Origin of the sequence: Pelagicoccus sp. SDUM812005 (assembly GCF_031127875.1) — a bacterium.
Classification (GTDB): Bacteria; Verrucomicrobiota; Verrucomicrobiia; order Opitutales; family Opitutaceae; genus Pelagicoccus.
Map to the genome: position 1 here is coordinate 67,102 of NZ_JARXIA010000010.1, position 12,164 is coordinate 79,265.

Consider the following 12,164-nt stretch of genomic DNA (forward strand, 5'->3'; position numbering starts at 1 on the left):
GGGCTAGAAGTCAGTCCGAATCGCGGGTGAGGGCCGGGAGGATGGGGTTCTCGATTTCCCAAAGGCCAAGGGTCGGGTGGCGGAGCTTCCAGTGTCCGGTATCCGTTTTTTCGATGCGCCAAGGGGCTCCGTCCTCCTTGTCTTTTCCCGCCCAGAATAGGACCGCGAAGGTGGTTTTGCCTTCGATGGGCTCGGAAGCGAGCACTGGCGTTACGTGGTAATCGCTCTTGAGGTGGAGGCGGGGACTGGAGTCGTCGAGGCGCTGGTCCCATTGGACTTGGGCGAAGCCGGATACGTTTTGGATGGCGCTGTAGGATTCGCCGTCTCCAGTTAGGGCGTATCCAGTATTTTGCGACTGTTTTTCGAAGTCGGTTTGGTCGGAGCCGATCGCGAAGGAGCCGTGGTAGAAGCGGGCGGGGACGAACGTCTCGGCTCGGTGGATGGCCAGGGTCCATTCTCCCTTGAGGAAAAGATCGGTACGCATGGGGGCGTTGAACTCGATCTTGTCGCCTCGCTTGCCAAGGGCGTAGCTATAGGCGAGGTGATCGGCTTCGGCGATGAGCGGGATGGTGGCGCGACGGCCGAAGCGCGTCTGGTGGCCTTCGGGTACGGCCGTGATTTGGGCGTCGAGCGGATAGAGGTCGAAGTCGTCGGCAAGGAGGAAGCCGAGTCCGGTGCGATAGGCGAGCTTGGACCATTTCCATTCGCCGTAGCGGCGTCCTCCGTTGCGGGAAACCATGGAACCGGCGTTGTAGAGTCCGACTTCTCCGTCGAGCCCTTGCAGCACGAAGCGCGGGGCTTCGATGACGTGCGTGAAGTTGTCGCGCTCCGCTGGATACGGCTTTTCGGAATCGGTCCAGAATGCGTGCTCGGGAGGAAGGGTGAGCATAAGCAAACCTTTGGAGGCCCAGTAGGGGGAACCGGGACAAATATAGGGTTCGACGACGCCGAGGTATTCGTCGGTCCAGCCCATGGAGAGGGTGCCTTGTTCCTGGGCGATGGGGTGGCTGAGGAAAAACTCTAGGTTTTTGCGGCAGAGCCGTCGCATTTCGCCGTAGGGGATGGCTTCGAGTCCGACTTGCGGGGCGACGCCGAAGACGCTGAGGCTGTTGAAGCGATAGGTGATGGAGCGTCCGTAGGGGAGGTGTTCGCCGCTGGCCGCGAAGAAGTGGGCATAGTCGGGGATGAACTCCTTCGACCAGGCCATCCAGCGTTCGGCTCGCTGCGGATTGGTGTGCCCAAATTTCCACGACCACCAGAGTCCGTAGGTGTGGAAGGCGAAGGCGTTGTAGTGGTCGTAGCCTTCGTTGGTGCCGTCCTTGAACCAGCCGCCCGCTACGTGCATGCCTTCCAGGAGCTCGAACATGAAGTCGATGGCGGCTTGGTCGCCCGGCTCCTCGTAGTCGACGGAACGGAGAAACTCCAGGGTGAGCACGGCGAAGTAGAGGTGATTGTTCCAGTAGCGGGCGTTGCCGCGGATTTCTCCCAGCCACGCGGCGACCTGTCGCTTTTCGGCCTCGCTGAGCGGATCCCAGACCCATTCGCGGGCGACGGTGAGGGACATGGTGAGGATGGACATCTCCACGCCGTGCTGGTGGTAGTTGACGAGGTGTCCCCAGTAGGCGGGGTGCTCCGGGTCGGTGCCGTTGAGCATGGCGGAGCGGAACCAGCGGGCTACCTGCTCGCGCGTGAAGTCGTGGGTTCGCTGGTCTTGGGGGATGGCTTCCATTTGCAGCCAGAGGGCCAGCAGGAGGCTCGGGCGCGTGAAGGCTTCCAGTTCGTCGGCCATCTTGCCGTGGTCGCTGGGCCGACCCTCGAGTGGGAAGTTGGAGCGGTTGACGTCCATCAGCGGGACCAGAGGGGCGACAAGGTCCTCGGTCATCAAGCCGAACGCGACGTAAGGCTCCGGCAGGGCCTTGTCGGAGGCGGAAACAGGGAACGCGGCAAGGGCGAAGCCAAGCAAGGCGGCGGCGAAACGGGGTAAACTCATAATTATAAGTTGCAGGTGGATTCGTCGCATTGCAACTGCTGCGGACCGACTGGGGCTAGGTTACCAGATTAAGCAGAAGAGAATTTGTTCGGGGCGAGGGCTTCTCGCTTATCTTCGAAGCTTTGACGGCCAAAAGGCTATGTATTCACCCCGACCTGACGCGGATCCGAAGATCGCGGGCAGGCTGCAACAAACCAAAGCGCAATGAAGGTTCCCTTCGAACGAAACCAAGGACTCGGAATTATCCGTAAAATCGGACTTTATACAATGGCTGCCTTTGCGGTCGCTTGGGCGTTTCCAGCGACGGCGGCGGTGAAGGTGGAGTCGCTGGAGGAGCTTTTGCCGTATCTCGACGACGACGGCGTGGAGGTCGTGATGGCCCCTGGCACCTATCGCATTTCCACGAAGGACATTAAGAAGAAGCGCTTCGGCGTCCTGGATTTCGAGAAGCGGGCTTATATCCTGCTGCCCTTCGAGGGCAATGGCAGCACCTATGACTTTACCGGGGTGACGCTTGAGGTGGAGACCGGCATTTTTAAGATGTTCGGCAACAAGCGGGTGCACGAGCTGGTGGTGACCGGTAGCGAGAACGTGCTGAAGAACCTGACCATGGTCGACGTGGGATCGGTTTACGATCGCCCCAACAAGGGAGCGCTCAACGTATGCATGGACGGGCGCGACAACCGGATCGAGGGCTTCCACATCAGCTCGAAGGGGTCCTATCCCTACGGATACGGAGACGCTTTCGGCAAGGGCGGGAACAGCACCATTCCGCACGCCAAGCACTCCTCCTTTTTGGTGCGCGGATTGCGCAACCATGCCAAGAACTGCACGATCATCCACCGCACCTACGGGCATGCCATTTTCATGCAGGCGGCCAGCTATCCGACGATCGAAGGGTGCTACGTGGAAGGCGAAGTTCGCAAGACCGACGACATGTTGGCCGAGACATCGGGCCCTGCTTACGACATCGATTTCATGACGGTTTGGGGCTACCGCCTGCCGCCGGGTTACATGCTCAGCCTAGGCGAGGCCGGAATCCGCGCCTACGATGGCGGCACGACTATCGTGGACGGCGAGATCTTCAAGCGCGGGACCGACAATCCTACGATTCTCAACTGCACCGTTAAGTTCATGCGTACCGGAGTGACCATCGCCCATGCGACGGGACGCAAGTACGTGGAAGGTTGCGTGGCCATCGCTTGCGAGAACGGTTTTTCGCTGGGAACGGGAGGCGAAGTGGTCGATTGCAGCGCCGACTGCGCCTACGGGCCCGTTTACGCCAGCACCTATGAGCGCGACAAGGCCTACGACGCTGACATCACGATCTTGCCCGCCACGGTTCCCTACTACAATGGAAGCAAGAGCGTTGCCTACATCGGCGGTAGTGGCCATACCATTACATTGCGCGGAGCCGCTGAAGCGGTGGAGCAGGGCCTGGCGATCAAGGTGGGCGGCGATAAGGGCAATATCCGTTTGCTGAACGGAAACCTGCCTAACCAAAACAATTTCAAGGCATCCGACTTCGAGTTGAACAATCAGACCGAGTACCCCGTGCTGCTCACGGAAAAGAGCTCTGGCGTTACCGTTCGCTCCAAGGGTGAGGTGCAGGACCTGGGTGTCGGAAATACCGTAGTGCGCGACTGAATCTGTATTCGTTTACTGGTGACTCGAGGCGAGGCGATTGATGTCTGCGGCCTCGAGGATTCTGGGTCCTGATCCGACCCGAGCGAGCTGCAGCATCGCCTGGCCAACGGTGCGCGTGCTGCAAATCGCGTTCGGGAATAGCTTTTTCAAAAGGGGATAAGCGAACCCCAGCGCTGCGTACGGCAGGCGATACAGAGCTGTTTTCGATTTGATGCCGTCGAGCGGCTGGATGTAGCCGGGACGCAGGGAGTGGGCGGACTTGAACCCAAGCTTCAAAAGGCTGTTCTCAAGCTTTCCGCGAACGCGGGCCCACATGATTTTGCCGGACTCGGTGGAGTCCGCTCCTTGACCGCTGACGTAGACGAAGTTCAGCTCCGGATTTTGCGGGAGAAGGCCTTTCGCAATGGTTAGGGTCAGGTCGTAGGTCAGGCGCTTGTATTCAGATTCTGATTTTCCGAAAGAAGTCGTGCCGATACAGAAGAAGCAGGCGTCGAATCCTGTTATCTGCGGAGCAATCGTATCGTGGTCGAATAAATCTCCGACGATCAGGTTGCTGACCTTGGCGTTGGCGGATTCGACAGTGCGACGGCCCACGCAAAGGATTTCGTTCACGTCGGAGGCATGTATCGCTTCCCTGAGTACGCCTTGGCCCACCATGCCCGTGGCCCCGTAGATTAGGATTTTCATTGCTTCAGCATATGCCTCTCGATTGCCGAGGCAAGGAGGGGCGACGGATCGGGCTTAGTGGATGGTTCAAGGCGTTTGCGGACTGACTACAATTCCCAGCTCGTTGAGGTCTTTTCTTCGGAAACGGTCCAGAGCTGCGCGGCCATGTCCCGGTCGAGGGCGACTTCGTCTAACTGGCACTTGCCGACGGGACCGACTGTATCTGCCCGTTTGGTGGGACCGTAAAGGCTTTGCGACTCAACTCTTTCGTCCGCGGCGCACATTACTTCCGGCCAGGATCCGCGCTCGGCGGATTGGGCGATGAAGCGAGAGAGCACGGACCAGAGGACTTTGTTGAAAGCGCTGGCGGTGTCTTGCAGCAGGTTCGTGCGGGAGGCTCCGGGGTGGCAGACCTGCACGACGACCTGCTTGCCGGACGCTTGGATGCGGCGCTGCAGCTCGTAAGCGAACATCATCTGGGCGAGCTTGCTTTGGGCATAGGCGTTCCAAGCGCTGTATTTTTTGTCGAAGTTGAGATCGTCGAACTGGATTTTCTTTAGCCCCATTTTGTAGGCGTTGCTGCCCACCACTACGATTCTACCTTTTGACTCCTCGATTCTCTGGAAGAGAAGCCTGCAAAGAAGGAAATGGGCGAAGTGGTTGACTCCGAGCTGGCTTTCGAAGCCGTCCACGGTGATTTCCTGCTTGGCGACTTGAGCGATAGCGGCATTGCAGATGAGGCCGTCGATGCGAGCGACCGTCTCAAGCGCCTCCGCTGCGGCTTCCCGCACCGACTCGAGAACCGCGAGATCCATGCGAATGAAGGTAACCGCTGCGTCGCTGCCGTATTCTTGTTTCAGGGCGTTGATGGCGGCGGCTGATTTTTCGGCGTTGCGGTTAAGCATAACGACCCTCGCTCCCTTCGAGAGGAGAATGCGGGTCGCCTCGAATCCAGCTCCTGCAGTGGCGCCGGTGATAACGTACGTTTTGCCGGCGAGGGAGCCGAGTTGTTCTGGTGTCCAGCCTGTCGGGCCAAATTTGTTGTTTTTCATTTCGATGATTGGATTCTTGCCATCCTCGGACGGCTTAGTTGCCTGTTTTGACTATAACTGTCGCTAGAGATAATAACTAGGCGTGATAATCTCGAAGATATGCCTATTTGTATCGAAGGCTTGTTTCTCCGTATGCTTGCGGCTAGGTTCCGATCATCATCAAGGAACAAATAAAACGACTCATAGAAAGCCAGGTCAGCGAGGAGGGCCTGGTGGAATCCGGGGTGAAGGGAGTGCAGCTTTTCCGGGTTACGCAGCCCATTCGCTGCGCTCCAGCGGTCTACGAGCCCAGCGTGGTGGCGATCGTGAGCGGAGCTAAGGAAGCGGTCCTAGATGGAAAGAGGCATGTGTATGGAAGCGATCAATACATGTGCTGTTCCCTTTCGATGCCTGTGGAGGCTGGTACGCCAGAAGCTTCTCCGGATAATCCGCTCTTAGGAGTCTACATCGCCTTGGACAGTCGGGTGATGACCCAACTGGCAATCGAGCTTGAGAACGTCGCTGGTGTGGCTCGTCCTGCGCGGGCCGGCCCTCTACCGCAGGGGGTGGCCCTCGCTGCTTGGGACGAAGCGTTTGCGGACAGTCTCTTGCGACTGCTGCAAATCTGTAACCATCCGACTGATACAACGATACTGGGAGAGGGACGACTTCGGGAGCTCTACTACGCTGTACTTAAAGGAGAAGCGGGGGATTCTGCCCGGCGGGCGTTCGGAGTGGGCAACGAAATCGCTCGAGCAATTGACTATTTGTCGTCGCGCTTGGAGGAGCCGGTTAGCATTGAGGCGATGGTCTCGCGGCTCGGAATGAGCCGGGCCGTGTTTCATCGGAAATTCAAGCAGGCAACAACGATGTCGCCCATTCAGTTCGTGAAGTCCATGCGGCTGAACCGCGCCGCCATGAAGATGGTCGCCGGAACGTCGGTGAGCGAAGCGGCCTTGAGCGTGGGCTACGAGAGTTCTTCCCAATTCAGTCGAGAATTTAAACGCCTGTACGGAAAGTCGCCCCGACAGTGGAGCCAGTCGAATCGCTAAAGCTAGCATGAAGCCTTAACGGCTAAAGCAGGTGTTGAGACGGTGGCGGGATTGTTAGGAGTCGCTGCCGGATTGGTCGGGGTACTTCTTGCTGAAGTGTTTGATCCGCTCCGTCCAGGCTCTCGTTTCGAGCGGGGTGACCTTCGTTTCACGAGCCCAGCGCTTCCAATCCTTTTCCAGTTGCTTGGCGATTTCGGGATGGGTGCGGATGAGGTCGTTTTGCTCGAAGGGGTCGCTGGCCAGGTCGTAGAGCTCCCAGGGTTCGTCGAGGTGGCGTGAGACGAGCTTCCAATTGTCGGAGATGATGGCTCGGCTGGTTTGGTGCTCGAAGTAGAAGTTGCGGGCGGCGATTTGTTCGTTCTCGAATGTCGGCAGGAGGCTGAGTCCGTCCGGCTCGGGGATGGGTTGGCCTTTGAACGTATCGAGCGGGTCGATACCGATTGCGTCCAGAATCGTGGGGGCGATGTCGATGATATGCGACTGGTTGGCGCGCAGCTCCCCTTGGTGGGCGGAAAGCTGGTCGGGCCAGTGGATGATAAGGGGAGAGCTGATGCCGCCGTTCAGGGTCCACTTCTTGTAGCTGCGGTAAGGGGTGTTGCTGAGGTCGGCAGCGAGCTGGGAGATGAATCCGCCTTCGCGGGTGGCTCCGTTGTCGCTGAGGTAGAGGATGAGAGTGTTGTCCAGCTGGCCCTTTTTTCCCAAGGTTTCGACGAGTTGCCCGATGCCGTCGTCCATGATCTCGATCATGGCGGCGTAGGTTGCCATTTCGGTGATCCATTTTTCCTGTTGGGCGGGAGTGAGGTCCGTCCAGGCGGGACGTCCGTTTTCGTAGGCTTGGGGATGAGAGGGCAGCGATTGCTGGGGCGGAACAATGCCGAGGGCTTGCATGTTTTCGAAGCGGCGTTGGCGGAGGACGTCGTAGCCGACTTCGTAGCGGGCGCGGCAGCGCTCGATGCGGTCTTGGGGCGCTTGCAGCGGGCGGTGCGGGGCGTAGTGGGCGACGTAGAGAAAGAGGGGCGCTTGGGCGAAGTCGTGGGTTTCGATGTAGCCGGTGGCCGCCTCGGTGATGGCGTCGGTATAGTACCAGTCCTTCGGTAGCGAGTTTTTGGATACCCAAGTCGTTCCGTCGAGCACGTCGTTGCCCGGCTTGTAGGATGCTCCGCCGGTAAGTTTTCCGTAGAACTTGTCGAAGCCGCGATCGGTCGGCCAGGTGCCGTTCGGTTTGGCGCTTCCTTTTTGTTTGTTGTAGCTGCCGTCGAGGGTGAGGTGCCATTTGCCCGCCATGTAGGTTTTGTATCCGTTTTGCTGTAGCGTTTCGGCGAGGGTCGGGTAGCTGGTCGAGAGTTGTCCGCGATAGCCCTCGCGGTGCTCGTCCACGGCGGTCATCCAGCCCATGCCGACGCTGTGCTGGTGTCGGCCGGTGAGCAGGGCGGCGCGGCTGGGGCAGCAGCGGCCCGTGTTTTTGAATTGGGTATAGCGGAGGCCGTTTTGGGCGAGCCGGTCGAGATGGGGCGTTTGGATTTCGCTCCCCCAGGATCCGAGGTCCGAGTAGCCCATGTCGTCCGCCATGATCAGCAGGATGTTCGGCTTATCGGCAGCGTTTGCCCGGGCGAGCAAGCAAAGGAGAAAGAGGCAGGCAACGAGGGAGCGAGTCATCTAAGGCTTGGCGGTAACGATGAGGTTGTCGAAGGCCCAGCCTGCTACGACTTGGTCGAGGCCGGTGTGGAAGCGAATGGAGGCGAGGTCGCCGGCTCCTCCTTGCTGGGAGAGGCCTGGGATGCTCTGGGGCTGGAGAGCGATGCCCTTCGGCCAGAAGGCGTCCGACTTGATGAAGAAACCGTCCGGTAGCAAAGCTAGGGTTACGTTGGTTTGGGCCCGTTTCAGGTCTTTCCAGGTTTTGCCTTTGGCGTTGATCGCGGCGAAATTGAACTTGGGAGCCCGCGGCTGCACAGAATCGGGAAAGGGCGTGATGTCCGCGATCTTCAAGGTAGCAGGATCCTTGTCGCCGATGTAGTAGCCGAGGGTGCGGGCGTACTGCTTCCCGTCTGCCAGCTTTCCTCCTTCTACGAGCGCGAGTGTGAGAATGGGGGTATCCTTGCTGTCATAGAAACTTAGATACATCGACTTGGGGCCGACGGTGCGATTGACTGCTGCGTCGAATCTGACGATGGGCGTTTGTGCGAGCGAAATGGGGGCTTCCAATTCGGCGACGAGGTCGAAGCCTTGGCGAAGGCCAACCGGGCCGGCGTCGAGGTGGAGAGCTCCGGTGCCATCGAAACTCGGGCCGATGCGTACGGCGTCGTTCTTGGCTTGGTTTTTGGGATCGAAGAAACGCCATGAGCCTTCGGGGCTGCCGTTTTTCGAGTTGAGGGCTTTAAGCGCCGCTTTGCCGCTTACGGCTTTTTTGTGGTTGAAGAGCCCAACCAGTTGCGGCTCGGCGAAAAGGGAACCAGCAAGGGTCAGGGATGAGATAAAGATAGCGAGCGTTTTGGGGAGGGGCATTGGAACTGGGGGGTAGTTGATTATTGTGGGAAGCGGCCTCAGGACGCAATCTCGGTCAGATCGCGGCCCGAGGCTGCTTCCCACTTTCTTAAAATCTATTTTTCGAAGGGCGATATGCTGAAGCTGTATTGGTAGTCGATCCAAGGCAGCGTGTATTTGGTCAGTGGAGACGCTCCCCAGGAGTTTGTGCCGCCGACGCCGCGCTGGCGGTAGTCAACGTTCAAGAAGAGGCGGTCTTGCTCCTCGATTTGGTAGGGATGGAGCTGCTGCTTTTTTAGCGAGTCCATATCGTCCTTGTCCTGGTAGGTGGCGGAGAAGGCGATGAGCTTTTCGCCTTCGAAGCGGAGGCCTTTTCCATTTGAGGGGTTGTAGACGGAGAGGTGGCGAACGTCCGTTCTGTATCCATTTTCTTGGGGCCGGATGTAGTCGAATCCCAGTTCGTGGACGGGCAGGCTGTAGGCGCCCACCGGAGCGGAGGAAGCGCGGTCGATGTAGTTCTCGTGCGGCCCGCGACCGAACCAGTCGACTTGGGCGAGTTCCTTCTTCAGTTCGAAGAGGGTGCCGAAGCGGGGGAGTTCGGAGCGCTGCTTGTGGGGAGCGGCGTAGAAGTAGCAGTCGACGTCCACGGATCCGTTCGGATGGATGGTGTAGGTGGTGAAGTAGCGGCTTTCGATGTCGGGCAGGGCATGTTCGACCTTCACGACCGCGGTGCCGGCGTCGGTCTTTTCGGCGGAGATGCTAGCGAGCTTGAGGTTCTTGCCTGCGTTTTGCCAGACGGCGGCCTTCTTCTGGTAGCCTTCGCCGAAGTCGTTGTCGGTGGGGGCGCGCCAGAAGTCGGGGCGCGGGGCGGCCTCGAGGAACTCGTAGTTGTCGTACTTGAGCGAGTTCATTTGGCCGGTTTTGCGGTTGAAGCGGATGGCGAAGCCGTCTCCTTTGGCGACGATGCGTTGCTTGTTTTGCTGGAGGGTGAGGCTGCCAGCTATCGTTTCTTCGGGAGCGGGCGTTTCCAGCTGCGGCAAGCGGATCTGTTCCCAGGCGACGGTGTGCCCGGCTGGAACGAAATCGGTGCTGCTTTTGCTGAGGGCCTTGATGGTGACGTGATACTCGACGCCTGCTTCCGTTTCGATCTGGTCGAGCGGCAAGCTAACGGTTTCGCTGCTCTGGGCGGGAGTGGAAAGAGCGAAGCTTCCCTTGGCTACCGGGGTGCCATCGGCTTCGACGCTCCACTGGAAATCGAGATCGTCGAGGGATGCGAAGTAGCGCTTGTTGAAGATTTCGAAGGTTCCGTTTTCGAGATCGGAAGCAGCGAATCCAATATTCTGATACACTTTCTTAACTTCCCAAATGTGGGGGTTGAGGCTGCGGTCGGGAGCGATCAGCCCGTTGGCGCAGAAGTTTCCGCTGTTGGGGGTGCCTTCCGGCTCGATGTCTCCGCCGTACGCCCAGTAGCGTTCCCCGTCTTCGTTGGTCGCGGAAACGGCTTGGTCGACCCAGTCCCAGATGAAGGCGCCTTGCAGGGAGGGGTAGGCTTCGATGAGGTCCCAGTATTCTTTGAGGTTGCCGACGCTGTTGCCCATGGCGTGCTCGTATTCGCAGAGGATGGCGGGCCGGTCCTGCTGGGAAGTGGCGTACCACTCGAGCCGGTCGATGGGCGCGTACATCTGGGCGTAGATGTCGGTGTGGCGGCGGAGGTTGGCTTGCTCGAACATGACGGGGCGGCTGTCGACGGACTTGTAGTAGTCGTAGCAGGCCTCGAGGTTGGAGCCGTCGCCGGTTTCGTTGCCGATGGACCAGATGACGACGCAGGCGTAGTTCTTGTCGCGTTCGTAGAGGGCTCGTACGCGGTTGACGTAGGCTTCCTTCCATTCCGGGCGGCTGACGATGTGCTTGGCGGGATCGTAGGAACCGCCTTGGTTGGCGGCGCCGAGGCCGTGCGTTTCGAGATTGGCTTCGTCGATGACGTAGAGTCCGTATTCGTCGCAGAGCTCGTAGAAGTAAGGGTCGTTCGGGTAGTGGGCGGTGCGGACGGAATTGATGTTGAACTGCTTGAGCAGTTCGACGTCCTTGCGCATGGTTTCGCGGTCGACGACGTGGATGGTGTCGGGGTGGTGCTCGTGGCGGTTGACGCCCTTGAAGAGCACGGGCTGGCCGTTGACGAGTATTTGTCCGTCGCGCAGTTCGGTGGTGCGGAAACCGATGCGTAGCGAGCTTTGCTCGATGACCTCGCCTTCGGAGTCGCAGAGGGTGATCAGCAGGTCGTAAAGCTTGGGCGACTCGGCGCTCCAGGGGGAGATCTTGTCGAGCAGGGTTTGGGGGAAAGAGAGCTCTTGGGTTTTCGAGGTATCCAGACGAGCGATACGAGCGCTCATGGTGGCGAGGCTCATGGTTCCGTCGATGATTTCTGCGTTTACCTTAAGGTCTCGCGCGGCGGTTTCGGTATGGTTCTTAAGATCGATGGATAGGTCGAAAACGCCTTTCGTGTAGGTCGAATCGAGGCTGGCTCGCGCATCGATGTCGCGGATACGGACCTTAGGAGTGGCGAAGAGCCAGACGTCGCGCTCGATGCCGCTGACGCGCCACATGTCTTGGCATTCGAAGTAGGAACCGTCCGAGTAGCGGAAGACTTGGAGGGCGAGGGTGTTTTCGCCTTGGCGTACGAAGCGGGTGATATCGAACTCGGCGGGGAGCTTGGAATCTTCGGAATAGCCGACTTTGTTGCCGTTCACGTAGAAGTAGAAGGCGGACTTGACGGCGCCGAAGTTGAGGAAGATGGCCTGGTCCTGCCAGTCGGCGGGGATGGTGAATTGGGTGCGGTAGGTGCCGACGGAATTGCCTTCGTCCGGTAGTTCGGGAGCGTTTGGCTTCTTGCCGAACTCGTGGGCGTGGCTGTGGTAGTAGGGGATTCCGTAGCCATTGAATTCCCAATTGGCTGGAACAGGAAAGTCGGTCCAGCTGCTGTCGTCGAAGTCCTCGCCGAATACGTTTTCGGGGCGCTCGGATGCGGTATCCACCCAGTGGAACTTCCACATGCCGTTGAGCAGCTGGTAGTTGTCCTGGTGGTGGGGATTGCGGGCAAGGGCTTCGGAACGCGAGGAAGCCGAGTAGAAGTGAGCGCGGGCCGGTTCTTCGTTGACCGAAAACACTTCGGGGTCCTGCCACTCGGGTCGCGAGTGGAGGGACGGCAGGCTTGTTGCTGCCATTGCCAATAAGAGGTAAAGTACGGGTTTGATCTTCATAGGTTTTTGGGTGGACCTTGGGGGAACGGTAGGAAATCGC

General features: G+C 59.1%; 8 protein-coding genes. 2 read left to right on the forward strand and 6 right to left on the reverse strand.

Annotated features, from left to right (window positions below):
• Positions 1-10 precede the first annotated feature (10 nt).
• Complete coding sequence (locus QEH57_RS13065; RefSeq protein WP_309007191.1) at positions 11-1,990, reverse strand: DUF2264 domain-containing protein; 1,980 nt, start codon at positions 1,988-1,990, stop codon at positions 11-13.
• Positions 1,991-2,194: 204 nt separating this feature from the next.
• Between QEH57_RS13065 and QEH57_RS13070 the strand changes: the two genes are divergently transcribed.
• The gene (locus QEH57_RS13070) at positions 2,195-3,637 is read left to right on the forward strand and encodes a hypothetical protein (RefSeq protein ID WP_309007192.1); all 1,443 of its coding nucleotides are present in this window, start codon (positions 2,195-2,197) and stop codon (positions 3,635-3,637) included.
• A 12-nt stretch (positions 3,638-3,649) separates the two neighbouring features.
• Here QEH57_RS13070 and QEH57_RS13075 read toward each other — a convergent pair whose 3' ends face one another.
• The gene (locus QEH57_RS13075; RefSeq protein ID WP_309007193.1) at positions 3,650-4,324 is read right to left on the reverse strand and encodes an NAD(P)H-binding protein; all 675 of its coding nucleotides are present in this window, start codon (positions 4,322-4,324) and stop codon (positions 3,650-3,652) included.
• An 86-nt stretch (positions 4,325-4,410) separates the two neighbouring features.
• On the reverse strand, positions 4,411-5,355 hold the full coding sequence (locus QEH57_RS13080; protein WP_309007194.1) for an SDR family oxidoreductase: 945 nt from the start codon (positions 5,353-5,355) through the stop codon (positions 4,411-4,413).
• Between the two features lie 155 nt (positions 5,356-5,510).
• On the opposite strand from QEH57_RS13080, the gene QEH57_RS13085 reads away from it, so the two are divergent.
• Positions 5,511-6,386, forward strand: coding sequence for an AraC family transcriptional regulator (locus tag QEH57_RS13085; protein ID WP_343224777.1), 876 nt, complete (start codon positions 5,511-5,513; stop codon positions 6,384-6,386).
• A gap of 54 nt (positions 6,387-6,440) precedes the next feature.
• On the opposite strand, the gene QEH57_RS13090 is transcribed toward QEH57_RS13085, so the two are convergent.
• The 3 genes from QEH57_RS13090 to QEH57_RS13100 all read right to left on the reverse strand — a co-directional run bounded on the left by QEH57_RS13090 (position 6,441) and on the right by QEH57_RS13100 (position 12,124).
• Positions 6,441-8,042, reverse strand: coding sequence for an arylsulfatase (locus QEH57_RS13090; protein WP_309007196.1), 1,602 nt, complete (start codon positions 8,040-8,042; stop codon positions 6,441-6,443).
• Positions 8,043-8,888 (reverse strand): hypothetical protein, encoded by an 846-nt coding sequence (locus QEH57_RS13095; protein ID WP_309007197.1) that lies wholly within the window; start codon positions 8,886-8,888, stop codon positions 8,043-8,045.
• Positions 8,889-8,983: 95 nt separating this feature from the next.
• Positions 8,984-12,124 carry a glycoside hydrolase family 2 TIM barrel-domain containing protein gene (locus tag QEH57_RS13100; RefSeq protein WP_309007198.1) on the reverse strand — a complete coding sequence of 1,047 codons (3,141 nt, stop codon included), beginning with the start codon at positions 12,122-12,124 and terminating at the stop codon, positions 8,984-8,986.
• Positions 12,125-12,164: the final 40 nt, after the last annotated feature.

Excerpts from the sequence above, each read along its gene's own strand:
- QEH57_RS13065 (WP_309007191.1), bottom strand. The coding sequence starts at position 1,990 with ATGAGTTTACCCCGTTTCGCCGCCGCCTTGCTTGGCTTCGCCCTTGCC.
- QEH57_RS13070 (WP_309007192.1), top strand. The coding sequence starts at position 2,195 with ATGAAGGTTCCCTTCGAACGAAACCAAGGACTCGGAATTATCCGTAAA.
- QEH57_RS13075 (WP_309007193.1), bottom strand. The coding sequence starts at position 4,324 with ATGAAAATCCTAATCTACGGGGCCACGGGCATGGTGGGCCAAGGCGTA.
- QEH57_RS13080 (WP_309007194.1), bottom strand. The coding sequence starts at position 5,355 with ATGAAAAACAACAAATTTGGCCCGACAGGCTGGACACCAGAACAACTC.
- QEH57_RS13090 (WP_309007196.1), bottom strand. The coding sequence starts at position 8,042 with ATGACTCGCTCCCTCGTTGCCTGCCTCTTTCTCCTTTGCTTGCTCGCC.
- QEH57_RS13095 (WP_309007197.1), bottom strand. The coding sequence starts at position 8,888 with ATGCCCCTCCCCAAAACGCTCGCTATCTTTATCTCATCCCTGACCCTT.
- QEH57_RS13100 (WP_309007198.1), bottom strand. The coding sequence starts at position 12,124 with ATGAAGATCAAACCCGTACTTTACCTCTTATTGGCAATGGCAGCAACA.